This window comes from Micromonospora sp. PRAS1 (assembly GCF_059553435.1).
This window is the reverse complement of record NZ_JCANNB010000057.1, coordinates 1-22,645: the sequence shown is the minus strand read 5'-3', so window position 1 is coordinate 22,645 and position 22,645 is coordinate 1. Positions and strand designations below refer to the sequence as shown.

The 22,645-nt window shown below is 70.1% G+C and carries 23 protein-coding genes; 8 read left to right on the top strand and 15 right to left on the bottom strand.

The genetic code is table 11. From position 1 onward, the window contains the following. Positions 1-180: 180 nt before the first annotated feature. Both AC507J_RS30770 and AC507J_RS30765 read right to left on the bottom strand, forming a co-directional pair. Complete coding sequence (locus AC507J_RS30770; protein ID WP_496293795.1) at positions 181-1,281, bottom strand: helix-turn-helix domain-containing protein; 1,101 nt, start codon at positions 1,279-1,281, stop codon at positions 181-183. 233 nt (positions 1,282-1,514) lie between these two features. After that, complete coding sequence (locus tag AC507J_RS30765; protein WP_496293793.1) at positions 1,515-1,727, bottom strand: hypothetical protein; 213 nt, start codon at positions 1,725-1,727, stop codon at positions 1,515-1,517. Positions 1,728-1,855: 128 nt separating this feature from the next. Between AC507J_RS30765 and AC507J_RS30760 the strand changes: the two genes are divergently transcribed. Next, positions 1,856-2,647: a GntR family transcriptional regulator gene (locus tag AC507J_RS30760; RefSeq protein WP_496293791.1), complete on the top strand. Its 792-nt coding sequence runs from the start codon at positions 1,856-1,858 to the stop codon at positions 2,645-2,647. Beyond that, positions 2,644-3,198 carry a GNAT family N-acetyltransferase gene (locus AC507J_RS30755; RefSeq protein WP_496293789.1) on the top strand — a complete coding sequence of 185 codons (555 nt, stop codon included), beginning with the start codon at positions 2,644-2,646 and terminating at the stop codon, positions 3,196-3,198. Before AC507J_RS30760 ends, AC507J_RS30755 begins: the two co-directional genes overlap by 4 nt. Positions 3,199-3,261: 63 nt before the next feature. On the opposite strand, the gene miaB is transcribed toward AC507J_RS30755, so the two are convergent. Beyond that, positions 3,262-4,770 (bottom strand): tRNA (N6-isopentenyl adenosine(37)-C2)-methylthiotransferase MiaB, encoded by a 1,509-nt coding sequence (miaB, locus tag AC507J_RS30750; RefSeq protein WP_496293787.1) that lies wholly within the window; start codon positions 4,768-4,770, stop codon positions 3,262-3,264. Positions 4,771-4,822: 52 nt separating this feature from the next. On the opposite strand from miaB, the gene AC507J_RS30745 reads away from it, so the two are divergent. Next, the gene (locus tag AC507J_RS30745; protein ID WP_496293785.1) at positions 4,823-5,032 is read left to right on the top strand and encodes a DUF2277 family protein; all 210 of its coding nucleotides are present in this window, start codon (positions 4,823-4,825) and stop codon (positions 5,030-5,032) included. Between the two features lie 10 nt (positions 5,033-5,042). On the opposite strand, the gene AC507J_RS30740 is transcribed toward AC507J_RS30745, so the two are convergent. Then, positions 5,043-5,522 (bottom strand): hypothetical protein, encoded by a 480-nt coding sequence (locus AC507J_RS30740; RefSeq protein ID WP_496293783.1) that lies wholly within the window; start codon positions 5,520-5,522, stop codon positions 5,043-5,045. Between the two features lie 293 nt (positions 5,523-5,815). After that, entirely contained in the window at positions 5,816-6,814 is a 999-nt protein-coding gene (gene selD, locus AC507J_RS30735) for a selenide, water dikinase SelD (RefSeq protein WP_496293781.1), read from the bottom strand. Between the two features lie 192 nt (positions 6,815-7,006). Between selD and AC507J_RS30730 the strand changes: the two genes are divergently transcribed. The 4 genes from AC507J_RS30730 (at position 7,007) to AC507J_RS30715 (ending at position 10,332) form a co-directional block, all read left to right on the top strand. Continuing rightward, positions 7,007-7,753: an amino acid ABC transporter ATP-binding protein gene (locus AC507J_RS30730; protein WP_496293807.1), complete on the top strand. Its 747-nt coding sequence runs from the start codon at positions 7,007-7,009 to the stop codon at positions 7,751-7,753. 60 nt (positions 7,754-7,813) lie between these two features. Then, the gene (locus tag AC507J_RS30725) at positions 7,814-8,680 is read left to right on the top strand and encodes a glutamate ABC transporter substrate-binding protein (protein ID WP_496293779.1); all 867 of its coding nucleotides are present in this window, start codon (positions 7,814-7,816) and stop codon (positions 8,678-8,680) included. A gap of 81 nt (positions 8,681-8,761) precedes the next feature. Next, on the top strand, positions 8,762-9,436 hold the full coding sequence (locus tag AC507J_RS30720; protein ID WP_496293777.1) for an amino acid ABC transporter permease: 675 nt from the start codon (positions 8,762-8,764) through the stop codon (positions 9,434-9,436). Next, positions 9,436-10,332, top strand: a complete 897-nt coding sequence (locus tag AC507J_RS30715; RefSeq protein WP_496293775.1) for an amino acid ABC transporter permease — start codon at positions 9,436-9,438, stop codon at positions 10,330-10,332. Before AC507J_RS30720 ends, AC507J_RS30715 begins: the two co-directional genes overlap by 1 nt. A gap of 84 nt (positions 10,333-10,416) precedes the next feature. On the opposite strand, the gene rny is transcribed toward AC507J_RS30715, so the two are convergent. The 9 genes from rny to AC507J_RS30670 all read right to left on the bottom strand — a co-directional run bounded on the left by rny (position 10,417) and on the right by AC507J_RS30670 (position 21,540). Then, positions 10,417-12,183 carry a ribonuclease Y gene (gene rny, locus AC507J_RS30710; protein WP_496293773.1) on the bottom strand — a complete coding sequence of 589 codons (1,767 nt, stop codon included), beginning with the start codon at positions 12,181-12,183 and terminating at the stop codon, positions 10,417-10,419. Further along, positions 12,180-12,305, bottom strand: a complete 126-nt coding sequence (locus tag AC507J_RS30705; RefSeq protein WP_496293771.1) for a hypothetical protein — start codon at positions 12,303-12,305, stop codon at positions 12,180-12,182. Before AC507J_RS30705 ends, rny begins: the two co-directional genes overlap by 4 nt. 469 nt (positions 12,306-12,774) lie before the next feature. Then, on the bottom strand, positions 12,775-13,479 hold the full coding sequence (locus tag AC507J_RS30700) for a 3-keto-5-aminohexanoate cleavage protein (protein WP_496293769.1): 705 nt from the start codon (positions 13,477-13,479) through the stop codon (positions 12,775-12,777). A gap of 147 nt (positions 13,480-13,626) precedes the next feature. Continuing rightward, entirely contained in the window at positions 13,627-14,343 is a 717-nt protein-coding gene (locus AC507J_RS30695) for a regulatory protein RecX (protein ID WP_496293767.1), read from the bottom strand. 14 nt (positions 14,344-14,357) lie between these two features. Then, positions 14,358-17,807: a recombinase RecA gene (gene recA, locus AC507J_RS30690; RefSeq protein ID WP_496293805.1), complete on the bottom strand. Its 3,450-nt coding sequence runs from the start codon at positions 17,805-17,807 to the stop codon at positions 14,358-14,360. 185 nt (positions 17,808-17,992) lie between these two features. Continuing rightward, positions 17,993-18,193 carry a DUF3046 domain-containing protein gene (locus AC507J_RS30685; protein WP_496293765.1) on the bottom strand — a complete coding sequence of 67 codons (201 nt, stop codon included), beginning with the start codon at positions 18,191-18,193 and terminating at the stop codon, positions 17,993-17,995. A 5-nt stretch (positions 18,194-18,198) separates the two neighbouring features. Further along, positions 18,199-19,665 (bottom strand): MFS transporter, encoded by a 1,467-nt coding sequence (locus tag AC507J_RS30680; RefSeq protein ID WP_496293763.1) that lies wholly within the window; start codon positions 19,663-19,665, stop codon positions 18,199-18,201. 109 nt (positions 19,666-19,774) lie between these two features. Continuing rightward, positions 19,775-20,914, bottom strand: a complete 1,140-nt coding sequence (locus tag AC507J_RS30675) for an acyl-CoA dehydrogenase family protein (protein ID WP_496293761.1) — start codon at positions 20,912-20,914, stop codon at positions 19,775-19,777. A 20-nt stretch (positions 20,915-20,934) separates the two neighbouring features. Next, the gene (locus tag AC507J_RS30670; RefSeq protein WP_496293760.1) at positions 20,935-21,540 is read right to left on the bottom strand and encodes a hypothetical protein; all 606 of its coding nucleotides are present in this window, start codon (positions 21,538-21,540) and stop codon (positions 20,935-20,937) included. 112 nt (positions 21,541-21,652) lie between these two features. On the opposite strand from AC507J_RS30670, the gene AC507J_RS30665 reads away from it, so the two are divergent. After that, on the top strand, positions 21,653-21,784 hold the full coding sequence (locus AC507J_RS30665; RefSeq protein ID WP_496293758.1) for a hypothetical protein: 132 nt from the start codon (positions 21,653-21,655) through the stop codon (positions 21,782-21,784). A 7-nt stretch (positions 21,785-21,791) separates the two neighbouring features. Here the strand turns inward: AC507J_RS30665 and AC507J_RS30660 are convergent, their stop codons facing one another. Beyond that, positions 21,792-22,493, bottom strand: a complete 702-nt coding sequence (locus AC507J_RS30660; protein ID WP_496293756.1) for a UdgX family uracil-DNA binding protein — start codon at positions 22,491-22,493, stop codon at positions 21,792-21,794. Positions 22,494-22,645 lie beyond the last annotated feature (152 nt).

Sequence of the window (22,645 nt, the reverse complement as noted above, 5' to 3'; positions counted from 1 at the left end):
CGCAACCGGGTTCCGTCAGGTGTGAGTGGTGGATCCTTTGCACTGCTTCACTCCACGCAATGGTTTTGCCGGCTCACCGTTGCGCGGGTTGAAGCAGTGCAAAATACGCACGGTGATGGGTGGTGGCTCGGCCGAGCACGCTGCCGGACAGCAGCACGTGGACCTGGCCGGTGGCGTGGGTCAGGGCTGTCGGGTCAGGCCCACGATGGCGGCCAGTCGCGCCACGTCGGCCGCTGCCGGTCCGCGTTGGATGAGCTGGGTGAGGAGGGTACGGGCGACCGGGCGGCTGCGGACTTCGGCGGGGGCGATGCGGTCGGCGTGGAGCAGGGCTTGCCCGGCGCGGCTTGGCTCGCCGGTGTCGAGGTAGACCCGGGCGGCATCGATGAGGTGGGCGGCGCGGTGTTCGGGCGGTAGGCGTTGCCAGCCCGCGCTGCGGGTGGCGTGTTCGTGGCGGTGGATGGCTTCGATGGTGTCGCCGAGTTGGTGGGCGGCGAGCACGCGGGCCACATGGACGGCGGTCGGCCCGAATCCGGTGTGGTGCGGGTCGGTGTCGCTGGCGCGTCGGTCGGCGAGGGTGGCGGCGTGGTCGAGCAGGTCGTGGGCGTTGCGGCGGTCGCCGTTGCCGGCGGCGGCGAGCCCGGCCTGGAGGAACAGGGTGCCGCGTACGGTGTGGTCGTCGGTGGTGTCCGCGGCGCTGAGGGCTGCGGTGAGCGCGAGGTGGTGGTGACCGAGGGCGCGCAGCGCCTGCGCTACGCCGATGGTGGCGGCGGCGGTGAGGGCTGGACCATCGGCGGCGGTGGTGACGGCCCGGTCGGCGGCGAGCCAGGCAAGGTCGGCATGGTCGAGTTTGACCAGTACGGCGGAGGTGATCCGGTAGGTGGACACCAGCAGGCTCCGGGTGCCGTGGGTGGTGTCGAGCAGGGCGGGCAGGGCGTCGAGGAGTTGCGGGTAGCGGGCGTGCTGGTAGGTCATCCAGGCGTACCCGACCTGCCGGCGCGCCTGGTCGGCCGTGACGGTGCGCTGGGGTCGGTCGTGGTAGCGGGCGAGGGCGGCACGAACCCCGTCGACCCCATCCAGGCTGGGTGCGGTCGGTGGCGGTTGGCGTGGGCCGAGGAGCAGTTCCGGGTCGAGGCGCAGCACGTCGGCGATCTCCCGGATGACCGAGTAGCGGTCGAGCCGTCGTACGCCGCGTTCGATCTTGTCGACCCAGCTTTTCGACTTGCCGAGCCGGTCGGCGAACGCCTGCTGGCTCATTCCCCGGCGGGCCCGCAGCTCAGCCACGCGCCGCCCAAGGGGTACGGAGTTGTGGTCACGCCGGTGCGGACGGTTCATCGGTCCCCCCGCACCGGCGGCATGGCGTCGGTGGACTCCCCGCACCGCGGACACCAACGCGACTTCACTTTGAACGCGAACAGCCCGAGCAGGAAACCCGGCACCAGCCCGCCGAGCAACGCGATCGGTACGACTTCGGAGACCAATGAGCACTCTCGCTTTCTGACGAGGCGGAGGAGAGTTCACGGGCGGGAGGCATCCCGCAGGTAGTTGGTCACCCGAGCGGCCACCTTCTCGGCGTGCTCGACGAGCGTGAGCAGCGGAAAGTTGGTCGGTCGACGCAGCTCACGCGCGTCCTCGGCTTGAGCGAGGGCCGCCAGGAGTACTCGACTTGATTCGAGAGCACGGTTGACCACTTCGATATCCCGCGCCAACTCAGCGGCTTGACGTTCCATGGCGGCAGCTCCAGTGATTACAGTTGCACGAAGCGTGACGTTGGATTCATACCAACCATTACAGTCGCTTGGAGCCCCGTCAAGACCCCTTCGATAGATTGGTTGGTACGACATCAGGGAGGCGCGACGTGGCTCAGCCGAAGTACCGCCAGATCGCCACCGAACTGCGAGACCAGATCGTGTCGGGGGCGTTGCGCGAGGGCGATCGGCTCCCGACCGAGCCGAAGCTCCAGGAACAGTACGACGCCTCACGCAACACGGTCCGCGATGCGACCGCCCTGTTGCTGCACGAGGGCTTGGTGCAGCGAGTGCCGGGGCGCGGCGGCGGCATGGTCGTCCGGCGGCGGGCCACCCTGACGTTTCACGCTCATCGCGCCGAGATGCCCGCCCAGCCCTTGGCCGAGACTGACGCATGGCGCTCGGAGGTTGTGGCGCAGGGCTACGAGGCGTCGCAGGACTTCAGCCTGATGATCCGGGCCGTCTCGTCCGACCTCGCCGAACGCCTGCACGTCGAGCCCGACTCGGACGCAGTGCTGCGCCGCTGCGTCAGGCACATCAACGGCCAACCGTCCTCGTTGCAGGACACCTACTACCCAATGGACCTCGCCGAGGAAGTCCGAGAGTTGCTCTCACCGAAGGACATTCCGCAAGGGACCACCAGGCTCCTGGCCGAGCGAGGCTATGAGCAGGTGGCCTACTACGACGAGTACGTCTCACGAATGCCGACGCCGGAGGAGACGAACCTGCTCGGACTCCAGCCCGGCACGTCGATCTTGCTGCATATCCGCACCGGCTACACCGAGCACCGGCCAGTACGCGTGTCCTTCAACGTGTTCGCTGGTGACCGAAATCAGATCGTCACCACCCACGGAGACGTGCGGATCATCGCGAGGTTCCGGCCCGAGGAAGCTCCCGAATGATCATTACGCCGGCCCGGCTGGACGACGTCGACGTCATCATGAGCTGGCGACGGGAACGCGTAGCGTGGCTCGCCGCCAGAGGTGAAGAACAGTGGTCGATCCCGCTGCCTCGCTCGGCCATGGCATCGACGGTCTCAGCCGGACAAACGTGGATGGTGTGGGAGGGCCATGACCCGATCGCCACCATCACCCTGACCGCATACCTCGACGTCGACAACCTGTGGAAGCCCGACCGCGACCCAGAGGCACTGTGGTACCCGGAGGACGATCCGGCAGATGCGTTGTACGCGGCGAAGATGATGATTCCGCTCGCACATGCCGGTACGAACCTGGGTGGTGAGCTGCTGGACTGGGCTGGCGGTCGGGCATACGACGCTGGGCTGACCTGGCTGCGGCTGGACGCCTGGACCTCCAACCAGGAGCTGCACGACTACTATCGCCGCCAGGGCTTCCGCCATGTCCGCACGATCGAAACCCGCGTCTCAGGCGCGTGTTTCCAACGTCCCGCACAGCCTTACGTCAACGGTCGGCTGAAGACCGAGGGAGCATGACTACGCGGCGGGCCAACATAAATCCCCCTCCGATTAGGACGGTAGCGGTGGAGTCGATGCAGCTCAGTGCGGCGCGGCGCAGCCGGTGGTCGGCGCGGGCGCCGCGGCCGGCGCACCGATCGTGGGCAGCCCGAGCAGCACCCCGGGAGTACGCGGAGAGCGCCCCGCCTCGGCCGCGTCACCGGCCCGGGTCCGCCGGTGCGAAAGCGGCGCTCCGTCGGCGTTGAGGTGATGCGGCGCGGCGTAGGTGACTGTGGTGTGCACGACGTCGCCGGGCCGGATCGCCCCGGCCTGCGTGCCACCGCCTGTCGCGAAGTGCACCAGCCGACCGTCGCGGGCCCGGCCGGACATCCGCCCGGTGCGCTCGTCCTTGCGACCCTCGCCGACGGCGACCAGCACCTCGACGGTCTCACCGACCAGCTTCCTGTTCTCCGCCCAGGTGATCTCCTCGACACAGGCGATCAGCCGCTCGTAGCGCTCCTGCACGACAGCCTTGGGCAGTTGGCCGTCCATGGTCGCGGCGGGCGTGCCGGGGCGCTTGGAGTACTGGAAGGTGAAGGCGGAGGAGAACCGGGCCGCCCGGACCACGTCCAGGGTCCGCTCGAAGTCCGCCTCGGTCTCGCCGGGGAAGCCGACGATGATGTCGGTGGTGATGGCCGCGTCCGGCATCGCCGCGCGGACCTTCTCGATGATGCCGAGGTAGCGCTCCGACCGGTAGGAACGGCGCATCGCCCGCAGCACGTCGTCCGAGCCGGACTGCAACGGCATGTGCAGCGAGTGGCAGACGTTCGGCGTCTCGGCCATCGCCGCGATCACGTCGTCGGTGAAGTCCTTCGGGTGCGGGCTGGTGAACCGCACCCGCTCCAGCCCGTCGATCTCGCCGCAGGCGCGCAGCAGCTTGCCGAAGGCGTACCGGTCGCCGAACTCCACGCCGTAGGAGTTGACGTTCTGCCCGAGCAGGGTCACCTCCAGCACGCCCTCGTCGACCAGGGCCCGTACCTCGCTGAGGATGTCGCCGGGGCGGCGGTCCTTCTCCCTGCCCCGCAGCGACGGCACGATGCAGAAGGTGCAGGTGTTGTTGCAGCCGACGGAGATCGACACCCAGCCGGCGTACGTCGACTCGCGGCGGGTGGGCAGCGTGGAGGGGAAGACGTCGAGGGATTCGAGGATCTCCACCTCGGCGGCGGCGTTGTGCCGGGCCCGCTCCAGCAGCACCGGCAGCGACCCGATGTTGTGCGTCCCGAAGACCACGTCCACCCAGGGCGCCTTGCGGACGATGTCGCCCCGGTCCTTCTGGGCCAGGCAGCCACCGACCGCGATCTGCATCCCCGGGTGCCGATCCTTGACCGGGCGCAGATGACCAAGGTTGCCGTAAAGTCGGTTGTCGGCGTTCTCCCGGACCGCGCAGGTGTTGAACACCATCACGTCCGGGGTGTCGTCGGCCTCGCCTGCGCGGACATAGCCGGCCCGCTCGAGCAGGCCGGAGATGCGCTCGGAGTCGTGCACGTTCATCTGGCAGCCATAGGTGCGCACCTGATAGGTGCGCGGGCTGCCCGCCGCTGCGGTAGTCATGACGTGCACAGCGTATCCGGGCCGGCGGCAAGCGACGGAACGAGGAGGAGCCATGTGTCGGAGCATCAAGACCTTGCGTGAGCCGTACACCCCGACGGTCACCGACGCGGACGTCCAGGCCGCCGCGTTGCAGTACGTCCGGAAGATCTCCGGCTTCCGGGCGCCGGCGGCGCACAACGCCGCCGCGTTCGACGCCGCGGTGGCCGCCGTCGCGGCCGCCACCCGCACCCTCCTCGACGACCTCGTCGTCCGCGGCCGGTAGATCCCAGCACTCAGGCGGCGGCGAGGGCGGGGTTCACCGAGTCGGGCGCCCAGCGGGAACGGTGGCAGCGCGACCAGCCGCGACAACGCGGATCGGCCTCCGTGCAGAGACGCCGGTTGCTCAGCACCTCACCGTCGTCGGTCTCCCGCACGTCGAAGTGCACCGGCCGGATGCTGCCATCGGGAGCGACCAGCAGGTGCCGGGTGGCGTCGAGGGTGTCGTCGCGCAGCACGCAGTTGTGCCCGAGCAGCCGGGCCAGCGCCGCGACACTGGGCAGCTCGGGCAGGCTGTCCGGCACGCCGTAGCAGTCCACGATCGTGGCGAACTCGCCCGGAGCCTGCCACACGTCGCAGACCACCGCGTACGTCGGCAGCCGGGCCGGGTCGGCCACGGCCAGGGGCATCACCACCCGGCCGAGCGCATCGGCGAGCGCCGGGTAGACCTCCACCGGCCGCACCCCGTCGATTCTCCAGTTCCACAGCTCGGTCATGCCGTCTCCTCGCTGTGCTCGTCCCACCGGCCTCCAGATCGGGCCTTACCGACGATGGTGGGGTGCATTTGCCCCTAGCCGGGGGCAAGTTACCGGTCTGTGACCATTCTGGGCAAAATTTCCGGGAGCATCGTTGCTCCGGGTAGCAGTAAGGTGACAGTTTATCGGGTATGGTGCGCGTTTCCGCGTGGCGGCTCGCCGGTCGACACCCTCCGGCGCAGGGTCGGCACGTCCGGTGCCGGCCGGCACCGCTCGGCCCCGCTGGCGGCGCGCTCGGCGCGGGCCGACACCGATCAGCGCAGCACGACCAGGTGCTCACCCCGGGGCAGCAGCTCGCCGACGATCGGCGCGCCGGGCACCTCACCGGCGACCAGCAGGCCGCCGGAGGTCTGCGCGTCGGCCAGCAACAGTCGCTCCGTCTCCCCGGCCGGCCCGAAGTCGGTCCACGGGGTCACCCACTCCAGGTTGCGCCGGGAACCTCCGCTGACGTACCCGTCGCGGGCCGCCTCCCGCGCGCCGGCCAGGTACGGCACCCGGGCAACGTCGATCGCCACCGTGAGCCGACTGGCGCGGGCCAGCTTCGAGGCGTGACCGAGCAGACCGAAGCCGGTCACGTCGGTGCCGCACCGCACCCCGGCCGCCACCGCGGCCCGCGCCGCCTCCCGGTTCAGGGTGGTCATCGCAGCTACCGCCTCGGGAAAGCTCTCGCCGGTCTGCTTGTGTCGGGTGTTGAGCACGCCGACCCCGAGCGGCTTGGTCAACGACAGCGGCAGCCCGGCGCGCCCGGCGTCAAGCGTGATCAACTCCTGCGGCCGGACCAGCCCGGTCACCGCCAGACCGTACTTCGGGCCGTCGTCGTCGACGCTGTGCCCGCCGGCCAGGTGGCAGCCGGCGGCGCGGGCGACGTCCCGGCCGCCGCGCAGTACCTCGCCGGCCAGTTCCAACGGCAGCACCGTACGCGGCCAGCAGAGCAGGTTGAGCGCGACCAGCGGGTTGCCGCCCATCGCGTACACGTCCGACAGCGCGTTGGTCGCGGCGATCCGCCCCCAGTCGTACGCGTCGTCCACCACCGGGGTGAAGAAGTCCGCGGTGGCGACCAGGCCGGTCCGCTCGTCCAGCCGCACCACCGCGGCGTCGTCGCCATGGTCGAGCCCGACCAGCAGGTCCGCGGTGTCCGGGGTGTCCGTGACCGGACCCAGCCCGGCCACCATCGCCTCGAGTTCGCCGGGCGGAATCTTGCAGGCACAGCCGCCGCCCCGGGCGTACCTGGTCAACCGCACCGGCTCTGTCATACCGACATGATCTCCGTCACCGTCCCCGCACGCCACCCGGAGGGGGCAATTTCGGACTCCGGGGCGCGATCCGCAAGGGTGTTACCGCTCCGTGACCATCTGAGTTGCATACCGCCACGTCACCCCGCCTACAGTGGCCGCTACCGGGGGCCGACCGGCCCCCGTCAGGCAACGAGGGGGACGGTGAACTACGTGGCGACGGGCGAACCGCTCATCGTGTTGGACTCGGTCAACAAGTGGTTCGGGCCGCTGCACGTGCTGGACGACGTCTCACTCTCGGTCGGCCGGGGCGAGGTGGTCGTCGTGATCGGCCCGTCCGGCTCCGGCAAGTCGACCCTGTGCCGCACGATCAACCGGCTGGAGCCGATCGACTCCGGCACCATCACCTTCGACGGCCGGGCGCTGCCAGCCGAGGGCAAGGCCCTGGCGAAGTTGCGCAGCGAGGTCGGCATGGTCTTTCAGTCGTTCAACCTCTTCGCGCACAAGACGATCCTGGAAAACGTCACGCTCGGCCCGATCAAGGTACGCGGGGAGAAGCCGGCCGCCGCCCGCGAGCGAGGTCTCGCCCTGCTCGACCGGGTCGGCATCGCCAACCAGGCCGAGAAGTTCCCGGCCCAGCTCTCCGGCGGCCAGCAGCAGCGCGCCGCGATCGCCCGGGCGCTCGCCATGCAGCCCAAGGCGATGCTCTTCGACGAGCCCACCAGCGCGCTCGACCCGGAGATGGTCGGCGAGGTGCTGGAGGTGATGACCTCTCTGGCCCGCGAAGGCATGACCATGGTCGTGGTCACCCACGAGATGGGCTTCGCCCGGCACGCCGCCAACCGGGTCATCTTCATGGCCGACGGCAAGCTCGTCGAGGACGCGACCCCGGCGGAGTTCTTCGCCAACCCGCGCAGCGAGCGCGCCAAGGACTTCCTCTCCAAGATTCTCACGCACTAGGCGTCCCGTAGCGGAGCAGGCCGTGACCCGGTCGGCTCCAGTTTCAGAAGGAGAACAGGTATGCGAATGAAGCGCATGGCGGCGATCGCCGCCGCTGCCGGCCTCGCGGTCACGATGGCCGCGTGCGGCGGTGACAGCGACGAGGGCGGCTCCGGCACGGGCGCCAGCGGCATCGTGGGCAAGGCGGAGAGCCAGAAGAAGCTGGTCATCGGCGTCAAGGCCGACCAGCCGGGCCTCGGTCTGCAGACCGGCAGCCAGTACGAGGGCTTCGACATCGAGATTGGCAAGATCATTGCCAAGGGTCTCGGCGTCGAGGAGAGCGGCATCGAGTGGAAGACCACCGTCTCCGCCAACCGTGAGCCCTTCATCGAGCAGGGCACCGTCGACCTGGTGGTGGCGACCTACACCATCAACGACGAGCGCAAGCAGAAGATCAACTTCGCTGGCCCGTACTACGTGGCCGGCCAGGACCTGCTGGTCAAGACCGACTCCACCCTCACCGGCCCGGACCAGCTGGCCGGCAAGACGGTCTGCTCGGTCAGCGGCTCCACCCCGGCCAAGCGCATCCAGGAGAACTACCCGGACGCCCGGCTCCAGCAGTTCGACTCGTACTCGAAGTGCCTGCCGCTGCTGGACGGCGGCCAGGTCGACGCGGTGACCACCGACGACATCATCCTCGCCGGCTACGCCGCACAGGACCAGTACGCTGGCAAGTTCAAGGTCGTCGGCAGCACCTTCTCGGACGAGCCGTACGGCATCGGCCTCAAGAAGGACGACACCAGCGGTTGCGAGAAGATCAACGAGATCCTCAAGGCCGCTGCCGAGGACGGCAGCTACAAGGCCGCCTGGGACGCCACCCTGGGCAAGAGCGGCACCCCCGCGCCCGAGCTGGACACCACCAAGCTGACCCACTGCGGCGCTGTCTGACCGGTACCGGAGCCGGCATCCCGAGCGGATGCCGGCTCCGGCCTGTCACCGGCCGCCACGACGTGCCCCGGGAGCCGAAGCATGGACGTATTCACCGATCCGAAGAACATCGACGCGTACCTGTCGGGATTCTTCTGGATCCTCAAGCTGACCGGCGCGTCCGCGGTCTGCGCGCTGGTGATCGGCGTGCTGCTGGCCGCGATGCGGGTCTCCCCCGTACCCGTGCTGCGCGGCTTCGGCGCAGCCTGGGTCAACATCTTCCGTAACACCCCGCTCACGCTTGTCATCTTCTTCTGCTACTTCGGCCTGTTCGTCACGCTCGGGCTGAGCCTGTCGCAGGACCTCGATCTGAACATCTACTGGCTCGGCGTGATCGGCCTGTCGACCTACACCGCCGCGTTCGTCTGCGAGGCGGTGCGCTCGGGCATCAACACCGTGCCGACCGGTCAGGCCGAGGCGGCCCGGGCGATCGGGCTCTCCTTCGCGCAGACCCTGCGCATCGTGGTGCTGCCGCAGGCCGCGCGCTCGGTGATCGCGCCGTTCGGCAGCATCCTGATCGCGCTCTGCAAGAACGCCACAATCGTCGGCACCATCGGGCTGCTGGAGTCCTCCAACATCATGAAGGATCTGATCAACAGCTACGGCAACGCCGTGATCCCGATCTTCCTGGTCTTCGCCGGCACGTTCGCCGCAATCCTCATCCCCACCGGCTACTTCTTCGGCTGGCTGGCCAACAAACTGGCGGTGAAGCGCTGATGAGCACCAGCAGCGTCCTCTACGACCACCCGGGACCCCGCGCCCGGGTACGCAATGCGGTGCTGAGCGTCATCTTCGGTGTCGGCCTGCTCGCGCTGCTGTACTGGATCTACCGCAGGTTCGACCAGGCCAACCAGTGGGAAGCCTGGCTGTGGGAGCCGTTCACCCAGTCGGCCACCTGGACGCAGTTCATCCTGCCGGGCCTCTGGGCCACCCTCAAGGCGGCCTCGGTCGGCATGCTGCTCTCGCTCGCCTTCGGCATCGTCTTCGCCTTCGGTCGGCTCTCCGACCACTGGTGGATCAGGGTGCCGGCCGGCGCGGTGGTGGAGTTCTTCCGGGCCGTACCGCTGCTGCTGATGATCTTCTTCATCTTCTACGGCCTGCCGTGGGTCATCAAGCAACCGGTGACCGCCTTCTGGGCCGTGGTGATCGGCCTGACCCTCTACAACGGGTCGGTGCTCGCCGAAGCGTTCCGCGCCGGCATTCGGGCCGTGCCCGGCGGGCAGTCCGAGGCGGCGTACGCCGTCGGCATGCGCAAGAACCAGGTGATGCGCATAATCCTGCTCCCGCAGGCGGCCCGAGCCATGTTGCCGATCATCGTCAGCCAACTGGTCGTGCTGCTCAAGGACACCGCCCTCGGCTACATCGTGGCCTACCCCGAGCTGCTTCAGCGCGGTGTCAACGACCTCTCCGCCAACTACGGCAACATCATCCCGGCGGCGATGGTGATGGCGGTCATCTACATCATCATCAACTCCCTGCTCACCTGGTTCGCCGGTTGGCTCGACCAGCGCTCCCGGGTGCGGGCCTTCCGGGTACCGAAGCAGACCGCGCCGAGCGGCGCGGCCGGCTCCACCCCGGAAGGCGGCGCCACCGTCGCCGAGCCGCAGGGCTGACCTGATTCCACGCGAACGCGGCGCCGGCCAGTCTGGCCGGCGCCGCGGTGCGTTCCGAGCGCGATGTGCGAGGTACGGCAGGGCTCAGCGGGCGATCTCCGTGACGCGGGACTCGCGGACCACGGTCACCCGGATCTGGCCGGGGTAGGTCAACTCCTCCTCGATCTGCTTGGCCACGTCCCGGGCCAGCACCGCCGCACCGATGTCATCGACATCGTCGGGCTTGACCATCACCCGGATCTCCCGGCCCGCCTGCATGGCGAAGACCTTCTCCACGCCGAGCTTGCCGGCCGCGATCTCCTCGATCCGCTCCAGCCGCTTGACGTACGCCTCCAGGCTCTCCCGCCGGGCCCCCGGCCGGCCGCCGGAACAGGCGTCGGAAGCCTGGGTGAGCACGGCCTCGACGGTCTGCGGCGGCACCTCGTTGTGATGCGCCTCGATGGCGTGCACCACGTCCTCGCTCTCGCCGTACTTGCGGGCCACGTCGGCACCGACGATGGCGTGACTCCCCTCCACCTCGTGGGTGAGCGCCTTGCCGATGTCGTGCAGGAACGCCGACCGCTTGATCAGCGGCACGTCCAGGCGCAGCTCGGCGGCCATCACGCCGGCGATGTGCGCGGTCTCCACCAGATGCTTGAGCACGTTCTGCCCGTACGACGTCCGGTAGCGCAGCCGGCCCAGCAGCGTGACCAACTCGTCGTGGATCTCGGTGATGCCGACCTCCACCAGGGCGTCCTCGGCCGCCCGCCGACAGAGGTGGTCGACCTCCTGTCGGGCCAGGTCGTGCACCTCCTCGATCCGGTGCGGATGGATCCGGCCGTCCAGCACCAGCTTCTCCAGCGTCAACCGGCCCACCTCCCGGCGTACCGGATCGAAGCAGGAGAGCAGCACCGCCTCGGGAGTGTCGTCGATGATCAGGTTGACGCCGGTGACGGACTCGAAGGCGCGGATGTTGCGACCCTCGCGGCCGATGATCCGCCCCTTCATCTCGTCGCCCGGCAGGTGCAGCACGCTGACCACGCTCTCGGCGGTCTGCTCGCTTGCCACCCGCTGGATCGCGTCGACCACGATGTGCCGGGCCCGCTGCTCGGCGGTGGAACGCGCATCGGCCTCGATGTCGCGCACCAGCAGCGCCGCTTCCCGCTTCGCCTGGGTCTCGATGACCTCCACCAGCTCGGCCCGCGCGGTGTCGGCGGTCAGCCCGGCGACCCGCTCCAGCTCGCGCCGACGCTGACTCTCCGCCTCGGTCAGCTCCTCCTCCCGGACGGCCAACGCGGCCTCCCGCGCGGCGAGGGCGGCGCTGGCCGCAGTCAGCTGACGCTCCCGCTCGGCGAGCCGCTCCACCTCCTCGGTGTGCAGCCGCTCCCGCTCGTCCATCCGGGCCGCCCGCCGCTCCACCTCGGCGGCCTGCTCCCGGGTGGTCGCGGCGAGCACCGCCACCTCCCGTTCACCGCTACGCCGGGCCGCGGTCCGCAGTTGCTCGGCGTCCGCCTCGGCCTGCTTGTGCGCACGCTCCAGGACCGTGTCCGCCTCGGCGCGGGCGTCGTCCAGCACCCGGCGCGCCTCCGCCCGGGCCGCCTTCGCCTCGGCCTTGGCCGCCGCCGCCTCCGCGCGGGCCGCCGCGGCGGCGGACTTCGCCACGTCGATGGTGCTGTTCGCCTCGTCGGCGGCGGTACGCAGCGCGGCCAGGGACTGCTCCTGGCGGTCCTTCTCGGCGATGAAGGCGGGGTCCTCCGGGGCCGGACGCACCGGTAGCCCACGCACGATCCGCATCCCGAACACCACCGCGCCGAGCACCACCAGGGTCAGCAGCAGCACGGCGACCAGCAGTACGACCTCGAAGGCGCTCATGACGCGACTCCAAGCGGCAGATCCTGCTCGTCGTCGTCGGGGTTGCCGGCCTCAGCGGCGCCGGCCGTCGACTCACCGCTCATGACGCGCCACCGCAGCGCGCGAATGATCCGCTCGCCCACACTCGCTCATGCCCGCCACCCGGTTTGTCCTGTGCCGCCAAGCCATGGCGTGCCTCCCCTGAACGTCTCGCCGTAGCAGCCTGCCGGTAGGCAAACTGCTACGGCTCTGGACGCCCGACCGGAGCGCCTGGCCATGGGATGGCTTTCTCCGCCGGCGGTCTCCCTCGGGAGCGCCGACGGGCCGGGTGCAGTTGTCCTGCCGGCCCCGGACCGGCCTGTCCGGAGCTGGCGTCAGGCCGGTGGAGCTGGCCAAAGTGATGCAGTTCTGTTACGCGTTCTATGTTGTGCGCTTAGCCTGCGCTGGTCGGGCAATGTGAGCCTTTATGGCGAGGCTAGGTCTCCGCGGCCCTCCGGTCAAGAAGTCATGATCAAACCACCCGGACGGAGAGAAGTTGAACCGTCACCGAACGCCAATCACGAGTCGGACGCAGGCGGACAAACACGACGGTGACGGGGCTGCGGAGCCGGATCAGCGGGCACCGAGGGCCACGGCGGCGACCACCAGGGCGGCATTGTCGGGCGCCGGCGAACCGTCGGGCAGGCGTACGGTGTCCTCCAACCCGATCCGGGTGTCGAGACCCCGCCGGACCGCCTCACCCAGCACCGTCCACACCCCGGCGCCCTCGGCGTGCAGCAGCACCGGCGGCCCGCCGGCCGGCAGCGCGTTGAGCATCGCCGCCGCCTCCGCCAGCGCCGCCTCGGGCGACTCCGCCATGCACTCGACCAGCACCCGCCCGACCGGTACCCGCCATTCCCGGTAGGACTCGACCGCCGCCACCGTCCAGAGCCCGGCCTCCACCATCACGCCCCGCTCGTGCAGCGCCACCGCGACCGCCTCCGCCCCCGGCTCGTGCGCGTTGACCGACGCGAAGTCCGGCAGCACCGTCCAGGCCCGCACCGCGGCCACCCGGGCGAGCGGCTCCGACTCGATCCACGCCCCGGTGCTCACCCCCACCGGCAGTCCCGGCGCGGCGGCGCGGATCGCCTCGACCGCGTCGGCGATCACCGCCGGCCGCAACGACTCGACCCCCTCGGCGGTACGCGGATGGACGTGCACCGCGCCCACCCCGAGCGCGGCGCACCGGGCCGCGTCGAAGGCCAACTCAGCCGGGGTCAGTGGCACGGCGGGGTGCGTGTCGCGTCCGCGGTCGCCGTTGAGGCATCCCTTCAACATCTCGCCTCCCTCGTGATAGCCCCACCCCGCGCACCCTCGTGATAGCCCCACCCCGCGCACCCTCGTGATAGCCCCACCCCGCGCAATCTGATCACCCGCGCCGGGACGCCGGAAACCTCCACTGACGGACGACCGCTGAGTCGGGTCTCAGCGGAGACCTTCCTCCTCGGCGTCGGCCAGCGCGTCGGCGTCGATCTGCTCGGCGAACTCGGCCGCCTCGGCGCTCTGCGCGGCCAGGGCCTCCTTCACCGCCCGGATGGCCACGCCCGGCGGGTAGCCCTTGCGGGCCAGCATGCCGACCAGCCGCCGGAACACGGCGTCCGGCTCGCCCCGGGCGGTACGCAGTTTCCGCCGCACCAGGGCCTGTGCGGTCTCCGCCTCGGTGCTCTCGTCCAACTCGCCGAGCGCCTCGCTGGCGGTGTCGCCGTCGACCCCGCGCTGACGCAACTCGTTTGCCAGCGCCCGGCGGGCCAACCCCCGGCCGGTGTGCCGGCTGGTCACCCAGGCGCGGGCGAACGCGGCGTCGTCGATGATCCCGACCTCGTCGTACCGGTCGAGAACCTCGGTGGCGGTCTCCTCGGAGATGCCCCGCCGGGCCAGCGCGGCGGCCAACTCGGCCCGGGTACGCGGGCGCACCGACAGTTGCCGCAGGCAGATCTCCCGGGCCACCTCAGCCTCGTCACGCGGAGCCGATCCGGCCGCCTCGTCAGGAGGACTCCCGCCGGGCCAGCCTGCGTCGGCCGCGCCCGGATCGGTCTCGTTCCCGGGGGCACGGCGACCTCGGCGGGGACGCGGAGTGGTGTCGCCCGCACGGGGCGGACTGGCATCCCAGCCCCGCCCCGTGCGGGCGCGTCGTCCAGCCACTGATCTTCGATCGATCAGAAGTCGACCGGCGGCAGCTCCGGCCCACCGGCGGCATCGCCCGCGCCGACCCCGACGCCGAGCTTCTCCAGGATCTTCTTCTCGATCTCGGCGGCCACGTCCGGGTTCTCCCGGAGGAACTCGCGGGCCTTCTCCTTGCCCTGACCGAGCTGGTCACCCTCGTAGGTGTACCAGGCACCGGACTTGCGGATGATCGACTGCTCGACACCGACATCGATAAGCGAGCCCTCGCGGGAAATGCCCTTTCCATACATAATGTCAAACTCGGCTTGTTTGAATGGGGCAGCGCAGTTGTGCACGACGATGTCGTCGGCGACCAGCGTGTGCAGCTCATCAACCTCGACATCGAAGGTCCTCGCACGCCGCGCTGGCAGGATCTCCTTGACGGTTGAGTAACGCACCTGCTCGGCGAGAAGTTCGTGCAGGAAGGCGTCGTCAAGCGCATCCGCCAGCAGCCGGAGCCGATCCCGGCGGATCTGGTGCAACCCGAGAACCTGCTTCATGCCGCCACGCGGATCCCCTGCCGTCGCGCCGATCAGCTGAGCGGCGAGCACAGCCGTGACACCTTTGCCCGCCAGATGTGCCAGCACCGGCTCAGCGACGACAGGCGACAGGTAGCCGGCCTGCGAGCCCCGCCGACGCCCCGATTGGTTGCTAAGCGCCTCGCGCAGTGCGACCCCGCGCGGCCCCCACAGCGGAACCGCTTCGGCGAATGCCTCCACGTTGTCGCTGCCGGCCACCCGAACCTCGTAGCACAACCGCCTCGCCTGAATGCGGCGCCCCTTGATGATGCTGGGGCGCTGGCCCGTCGGGTCATAGCGACGAACTGAACTCGTGATGCCATATCGCAGCAGCAACCAGTGAAGTTGGTGGGCCAACTGCTCCGAGGTGGTCGTATAGCCGACCCGAATGGCGCCGGTCTGCTCGCTGCTCACCCAGCCATCACTCTCGAGCAGACCGAAGAGCAGGTTGCCCGCTACCTCGCGGGAGAGCTCCGGGTGGAAGAACTCGACGGGGATGGTCTTTTCCCAAGCCAACTTGCCGTAGATCCCCGCCTGCCGGCACAACTCCAACAACTCGTTGCGCTCACCGCGGCGGTGCGAGAAGGAGACAGCCAGCTTGCCGTCATGTTCGTGGGCGTCACAGCCGAGCCCTGCGGCGATTCGCGCCGCGTCGGCCTTCAGCGACTCCTGAATGTTGATGAACTGCAGCGGGGTCTTCCCGCCGACATATCCATCACCAATCAGATACCCAAGCATTCGCGCCTGCTCGGGCGAATAAGGCTCGTAATCACCGAAGCCTAGGAACTGTCGAGGCTGCGCCACCCGGTCTCCGGCACCCAACTCGCCGGCCACCTTCCAGCCCCGGTCGGTCAGCACCTTGTGGTCCCGGGTCGCCCAGATCGTGGCACCGCCACGCAGGCGCACCCCGACGACCTCCTGCTCACCTTGGTCGAACCAGGAGACGACAGAACGGGCGTGCAGCATGCCGTCCTTCGCCGCCGCCACTACGGACACGGGCATCCGTCCGTCGACGATGTCCTCGATCCGGTTGGCTCGGCCAGTCACCGGGTCGAACACCATGGTGCCCTCGGCGAGGCACTTGTTCTTCACGACCTTTACCCGGGTACGGTTACCAACCACGTCGGTGCCGTCCTTCAGGCTCTCGATGCGCCGCACGTCGAGCCGGACCGATGCGTAGAACTTCAGCGCCCGCCCACCCGTCGTCGTCTCGGGGCTGTTGTGCACCATGACCCCGTCAACGAAGTAGTTGTGATTGCCTTCCACCTCGATGTCGAACCGGTTCATGGAACGGGTCTTCGGCTTCACCCGCACATCGATGATTCGTGCCGGCACCGGCATGATCTCTGCCGGGACGAACTGCGGCTCGACGAAGCATTGGCCACGGAAGCGCGGCAGCAGCTTGGACTCCATCGCGGCCGGCACGTATGCAGCGATCAACTCCTGGAACCTCGCCGACGATTCCGTCGTGAACACGATCGACGCCGTCTGCCGAGCACCCCGGGACACCAGCTTCACGTCCATGCCGTACGCGTCACGTAGGTGCTCCACCAGGCGGCTCCGGCTGCCTTCCGCCATCGCCTCGACGCAGATCTCGATCCGGCCGGAGCCACCTGCCGTACGCTCCTGCACACCCTTGGACCGGACCGTGAAGCAACCGTCGTCCATGTACCACACGGCAAGCGCCAGAGGGGTCAGCGCCTTGAGATAATCCCAGCTGAGGTGCTTCTTGCCATCGCCCAGATAGACCGCGCGGCGCAGCTCGTCCAACTCGGGCAGCGGGGTGAAGTCGGCGAAAGCCGCGCCCCGGGTGTCGGTACGCCGCGAGTTGCCGATGTTGCCAAGCAGCGACACCTTCCAGTCGAGGTAGTCCACCTGCTGGGAGCCGTGGCCGAGCCGGAACCGGACACCGGAGCGACCCCGAAGGTTCGGCGACAGGGCACCATCACCCATCAGTGAACCAAGCACGACCTGCCACTGCTGCTCACTGAGACGCCGCGCTTCGGCGAGCATGACCCGATCACCCGCGATCAGCTCACCCGCTTCCCGCCAGCCACCGGGGGTACGGATCAGGTGGTTGGCAGTGGCCGCGAACTGAGCACGACCGTTTCCGCCCGACTTGGCCACGGTGAACTGAAGGAACTGCTCCGCCGGGCCGTTGTTGAACCAGTTGGTGATCCGCTTCGGCTCCACCCGGTCGGTGTCCGGGTTGTAGGAGAGCACCTCGACGTCCAGCCGCTGGTTGACGATCTTACCGATCTTCTCCTGCGTGCCGTCGGCCAGCGTGACCCTGGTCGAGTACGACATGCAGCCGAACATGACGCCGATCTTCTCGCGGAGCTGGTTGATGAAGATCGCGGTGGTGCCGGTGTTGTTGAGCACACCGGTGATCTTCCGCAGGGCCTGGCTCATCAGCCGGGCCTGGAGACCCACGTGGCTGTCGCCCATCTCACCCTCGATCTCGGCGCGCGGCACCAGCGCGGCGACCGAGTCGATCACGATGATGTCCAGCGCGCCGGAGCGGACCAGCATGTCCGCGATCTCCAGCGCCTGCTCGCCGGTGTCCGGCTGGGAGACCAGCAGGGCGTCGGTGTCGACGCCGAGGGCCCGGGCGTACTCCGGGTCGAGCGCGTGCTCGGCGTCGATGAAGGCGGCGATGCCGCCGTTGCGCTGGGCGTTGGCCACCGCGTGCAGGGCGACCGTGGTCTTACCGCTGCTCTCCGGGCCGTAGATCTCGATCACCCGGCCGCGGGGCAGGCCGCCCACACCGAGCGCGACGTCGAGTGCGATGGAGCCGGTGGGGATCACCGCGGTCTGCACGACCGGCCGCTCCCCCAGGCGCATCACCGAACCCTTGCCGAACTGTTTGTCGATCTGAGCGAGAGCAAGGTCAAGCGCCTTCTCCCGGTCAGGTCCTGCCGCCATCGTTGCCACCCCTGCCTTCGCCGGCGTCTTTCCTGAGCTTCGCGTCACGCGGGACACGCTAGGCGCTGGGTCCGACAGAAAACCAGTCGACTGGCCGTGACCTGTGGACGAGCACCCCGCTGTGGACAATAGCCGAACAGGTGTACGAGTCGGCAAGGGACACGCGGAAGTAACGAATTGGCTGCTCAGCGTAGCCGGGCGGGGACCCGGTCGGGGTAGGCGGCGACCACCGCCCGCCACACCACGTGCGTCTCCACACCGGCCGCCAGCGCCTGCTCGATGGTCCGCCCATCGAGCTGCGACAGCACCTGGTCGCTGGCGATGCTGGCCGCGTACCCCGGCCCGAACGCCTCCTCCAGTCGCGTCCAGAAGTCGGTCAGCCGCACGTGTATCAGCCCTCCTCGTCCGCCACCCGCACCGGCCGCAACGCTAGCGCCAGCAGGGGCGCCACCGCGACCGCGGCGAGCAGGGTCAGCACCGGATAGCCCGACAGTTGCATGACAAACCCGCTGACCGCGCCGGCCAGTGCTCCGGCGAACCCCATGACCAGGTCGGAGAGGCCCTGCGCGCTGGGGCGTACCGCGTCCGGTACCGACTCCGACAGCAGGGTGGAACCGGCCACCATGGTCGCCGACCAGCCGAGCCCGAGCAGCACCAGCCCGACGGTGAGGCGGGGAGTGTGGTGCCCGGCGGTGCCGGCGACCGCGCAGGCGGCGAGCAGGGTGCCGACCCCGCCGAGGATGACCGGGCGCCGGCCGAACCGGTCGGTGAGCCAGCCGACCACCGGCGCCAGCGCGTACATGCCGGCGATGTGCAGGCTCAGCACCAGCCCGACGACCGGCAGCACCTCCTCCACGGGGTGGAACTCCCGCAGGTGCACCGGGGTCATCGCCATCACCGCGACCATCACCAGGTGGCCCACGGCCACGGCAGCGATGCCGAGCCGGGCGGCCGGGCGGGTGCGTACCACCGACCAGGCGGCACGCATGCTCGCGCCGCGCCGGGCCGACGCTGCCGCCGCGGCCGGCCCGGCCGTGCCCCCAGCACCACCGGCCGCCACGCCAGCACCGCCGGAGGCCACGCCAGCACCACCGGCCGCCACGCCAGCACCGCCGGAGGCCACGCCAGCACCGCCGGAGGCCACGCCAGCACCGCCGGAGGCCGGGCCAGCGTTGCCGGAGGCCGCGGCCTGGCCGGGCCGGGCCGCCGCGAGCCGGCGGGCGGTGAGCAGCGGGTCGGGCCGCAACCACAGCAGGAGTACGCCGGCGGCGAGCACGAACGCGACGGTGCTGAACGCGAACGGGCCGGAGAGCGCCGGCAGTCCCCACCGGGTGGTGGTGCGATCGGCGAACGCGGCGAAGTTCGGGGCGGCCACCGCGCCGATGGTGGTGGCCCAGACGATCAGCGAAAGTTGCCGGGCCCGACGGTCCGGTGCGGCGAGGTCGACGGCCGCGTAGCGGGCCTGGAGGTTGGCGGTGGAACCGCCGCCGAAGAGCAGCATGCCGACGAAGAGCAGCGGGACCGACCGGGCCGCCGCAGCCAGCACGATCAGCAGGCCACCGAGCGCGCCGACGCCGTACGCGAAGGCCAGGCCCGGGCGGCGGCCGTGGCCGGTGATGATCCGGGTGACCGGTACGGCGAGCAGCGCGGCGCCGACCACGGCGGCGCTCTGTGCCAGCCCGGCGACCGCGGTGCCGGCGATCTCGGCGGCGAGCAGCGCCCCGACGGAGATGCCGATGGTCACCCCGATCCCGCCGACGATCTGGGTGGTGAAGAGCAACCGCAGGGTACGCCGCTGGATCGGTGCGGCGTCGGGGTGCGGCGGTGCCGGGGTGGTCAGGTCGGTCGCCAACGGCATGCTCCTTGGTACGGGGGTGCCCATCCTCTCGCCTCCGGCCGATGGCGGCAGCCCCGTTTTCGTCACGGCCCCGCCCCGCGCCCCTCGGCGGGCAGGGCGTGCCGCGCCGTCACAGCCCCAGACCGCGACCGATGATCTCCTTCATGATCTCGGTGGTGCCGCCGTAGATGGTCTGCACCCGACCGTCGAGCCAGGCCTTCGCCACCGGGTACTCCAGCATGAAGCCGTAGCCGCCGTGCAGCTGCACGCAGCGGTCGGCGACCCGGTTCTGCAGCTCGGTGGTCCACCACTTGGCCTTGGCGGCGTCGGTCACCGAGAGTCGGCCGGCGTTGAACTCGCTGACGCAGTGGTTCAGGAAGGTCCGCGCGATGGTGACCTCGGTGTCCAGCTCGGCCAGGACGAACCGGTTGTGCTGGAACTTCCCGATCGGCCGGCCGAACGCCTCCCGGGTACGGGCGTAGTCGAGGGTGAGCGCGAGTAGCTTCTCCGCGGCGGCGACCGCGGCGACGGCGATGCTGAGCCGTTCCCGGGGCAGGTTGGCCATCAGGTGGTAGAAACCGTGGTTCTCGGTGCCGAGGAGGTTCTCCGCCGGCACCCGACAGTCGTCGAAGAAGAGTTCGGCGGTGTCGTTGGCCTTCAGCCCGACCTTGGCCAGCCGCCGGCCCCGGGTGAAGCCCGGCGTCCCGGTCTCCACCACGACCAGACTCACCCCGTGCGCGCCCCGGTCGGCGGTGCGGGCGACCACGACCACCAGGTCGGCCAGCTCGCCGTTGGTGATGAACGTCTTCTGTCCGTTGAGCACGATGCTGTCGCCGTCGCGGACCGCGCTGGTGCGGATTCCGGCCAGATCCGAGCCGGCCCCCGGTTCGCTCATCGCGATCGCGGTGACCAGTTCGCCGGAGCAGAATCCGGGCAGCCAGCGTCCGCGCTGCTCCGCCGTGGTCAGTTCGCTCAGGTAGGGGGCGACCACGTCGTTGTGCAGCCCGAAGCCCAGCCCGGAGCAGCCGGCGGAGACTATCTCCTCGACCAGGACCGCGTTGTACCGGAAGTCCCGCTGACCGCCCCCGCCGTACGCCTCGTCGATGTCGATGCCGAGCAGCCCGGCGGCCCCGGCGCGGCGCCAGACGTCGCGGTCGACGATGCCGTCGGCCTCCCAGCGTTCGTGGTGCGGCACCGCCTCGCGGGCGAGGAACCGGCGGCACAGGTCGCGGAACTCGTCGTGGTCCGGCTCGTACAGGTGCTGCTGCATGGCGGCAAGTGTGGCACCGCTCACCCGGGCTGCCCAGCGGCGTCCTCCGCTCCCTGCGCAGGGACCGGGTCGTGCGGGTGGTGGTCGCCGCCCAGCCGCCGACCGAGGCGGTCGGCCCTGATCAACGCCCAGCCGGCCCAGCCGACGAAGGGTGGCACGAGCACGGCGTACATCGCCGGCCAGGCCCGCTCCACGTCGCCGTACCAGCCGAGCAGGATCAGCCCCGCGAGCAGCGGCAGGCCCGTGGCGAGCGCGAGCGCCGCGCCTCGGGCCCGCCAGCGAAGGTACGCAGGCAGCTCGGCACGGAGACCCTCGTTCTCGGGTAGCTCGCCGGTACGCAGCGCTCGGCTCAGCACCCGCTCGTCTGCGCGGCGTCGGGCGTGCTCGTCCCGGCGTCCGGCGTGCTCGTCCTGACGTTGTGTCGCGTCCGGCTCCGGTCCGGCCCGGAACCACCCACGCTGTCTCCTGCTACGCGAATTTGGCTGCCCGGACACCCAGGACCAGATCGGCACCTGGAACAGGACGAACATGGCACCGCCGAGCACCGCCTCGGTCCACGAGTCGTCCCAGCGGAACAGCAGCCGGGCCCCGATGCCGAGCGGCGTGAAGACTGCCCACAGCACCACCGGCCGCAGGATCGGTGGGACGCGACGGAACGCAACCGGTCCGGTGCGGTCACCTGCCATGGGTACGCGTTACCCGGCCGGCGTTCCGGCCAACCTCCATTGAGGACCGCTCGTGGCGACCGGCGACCGCGACCGGCGACCGGCGACCGGCGACGGCGACGGCGACGGCGACGGCGACCGACGACCGACGACGGCGACCGACGACGGCGACCGCGACCGCGACCGGCAAAAAAGTGACGGGTGACGGAGGGTCAGCCGGCCAGGGCGCGGGCGACGACGGTGAGGTCGGCGACCAGCCCGTCGTACGCGACGTCCTGGTTGTCGGCGCGGAGCACGGCGGATGGGTGGATGGTGGCCAGCAGCCGGGCCGGCGGCGCGTCGGCGGTGCCTCCCGCGCTGTCCACCGGCACCCGCTGGAAGTCCTCGGGATGCTGGGCGGCGGCCGGCCAGGGCAGCAGTTCGCCGCGCTGACGGGTGACCCGGAACGCCGGGCCGAGCAGTGCTTTCGCGGCGGTCGCCCCGAGCACCACGACGACCTCCGGGTGCAGTTGGGCGAACTCGGCGACCAGCCAGGGTCGGCAGGCGGTGATGTGTACCCGGTCCGGGGTCTGGTGGATGCGCCGCTTGCCGCGCAACTGGAAACGGAAGTGTTTTACGGCATTCGTGAGGTAGATGTGTCCCGGGTCGATTCCGGCGTCGTCGACCGCCCTGCGCAACAGCCGGCCCGCGGGGCCGACGAAGGGCAGCCCCTTCTGGTCCTCCATGTCGCCGGGTTGCTCGCCGACGAAGACCACCCGGGCGGTGGCGTCGCCCCGACCGAAGACGGTCTGCGAGGCGTCCCGGTACAGCTCGCAGCCCTGGCAGTTGGTGGCTGCGGCACGCAGGTCGGCAAGGGTGTCGGCCTGCGGCGGGATGAACTCTTGGGCACCGGGCGCATTGTCGTTCTCGGCCATGGCCTCTGTTCTACCCGCTCTGCCCCGCCCGCCCCCGAAGCCTCGCCGATCTTGCACTTACGGTCGCCGATATGCCATGTATGTCCGTCTTGCCCCGACGGAAAGCGCAAGATCGACGAGACGAGACGAGACGAGGGGTGGGGCAGGGGTGG

What these genes read in the sequence shown, in the direction of transcription:
- rny (WP_496293773.1), bottom strand. Translation starts at nt 12,183, where the DNA reads ATGAGCGCCTTCGAGGTCGTACTGCTGGTCGCCGTGCTGCTGCTGACC.
- miaB (WP_496293787.1), bottom strand. Translation starts at nt 4,770, where the DNA reads ATGACTACCGCAGCGGCGGGCAGCCCGCGCACCTATCAGGTGCGCACC.
- AC507J_RS30715 (WP_496293775.1), top strand. Translation starts at nt 9,436, where the DNA reads ATGAGCACCAGCAGCGTCCTCTACGACCACCCGGGACCCCGCGCCCGG.
- AC507J_RS30725 (WP_496293779.1), top strand. Translation starts at nt 7,814, where the DNA reads ATGCGAATGAAGCGCATGGCGGCGATCGCCGCCGCTGCCGGCCTCGCG.
- AC507J_RS30660 (WP_496293756.1), bottom strand. Translation starts at nt 22,493, where the DNA reads ATGGCCGAGAACGACAATGCGCCCGGTGCCCAAGAGTTCATCCCGCCG.
- AC507J_RS30700 (WP_496293769.1), bottom strand. Translation starts at nt 13,479, where the DNA reads ATGTTGAAGGGATGCCTCAACGGCGACCGCGGACGCGACACGCACCCC.
- AC507J_RS30765 (WP_496293793.1), bottom strand. Translation starts at nt 1,727, where the DNA reads ATGGAACGTCAAGCCGCTGAGTTGGCGCGGGATATCGAAGTGGTCAAC.
- AC507J_RS30720 (WP_496293777.1), top strand. Translation starts at nt 8,762, where the DNA reads ATGGACGTATTCACCGATCCGAAGAACATCGACGCGTACCTGTCGGGA.
- AC507J_RS30680 (WP_496293763.1), bottom strand. Translation starts at nt 19,665, where the DNA reads ATGCCGTTGGCGACCGACCTGACCACCCCGGCACCGCCGCACCCCGAC.
- AC507J_RS30675 (WP_496293761.1), bottom strand. Translation starts at nt 20,914, where the DNA reads ATGCAGCAGCACCTGTACGAGCCGGACCACGACGAGTTCCGCGACCTG.
- recA (WP_496293805.1), bottom strand. Translation starts at nt 17,807, where the DNA reads ATGGCGGCAGGACCTGACCGGGAGAAGGCGCTTGACCTTGCTCTCGCT.
- AC507J_RS30755 (WP_496293789.1), top strand. Translation starts at nt 2,644, where the DNA reads ATGATCATTACGCCGGCCCGGCTGGACGACGTCGACGTCATCATGAGC.
- AC507J_RS30745 (WP_496293785.1), top strand. Translation starts at nt 4,823, where the DNA reads ATGTGTCGGAGCATCAAGACCTTGCGTGAGCCGTACACCCCGACGGTC.
- selD (WP_496293781.1), bottom strand. Translation starts at nt 6,814, where the DNA reads ATGACAGAGCCGGTGCGGTTGACCAGGTACGCCCGGGGCGGCGGCTGT.
- AC507J_RS30740 (WP_496293783.1), bottom strand. Translation starts at nt 5,522, where the DNA reads ATGACCGAGCTGTGGAACTGGAGAATCGACGGGGTGCGGCCGGTGGAG.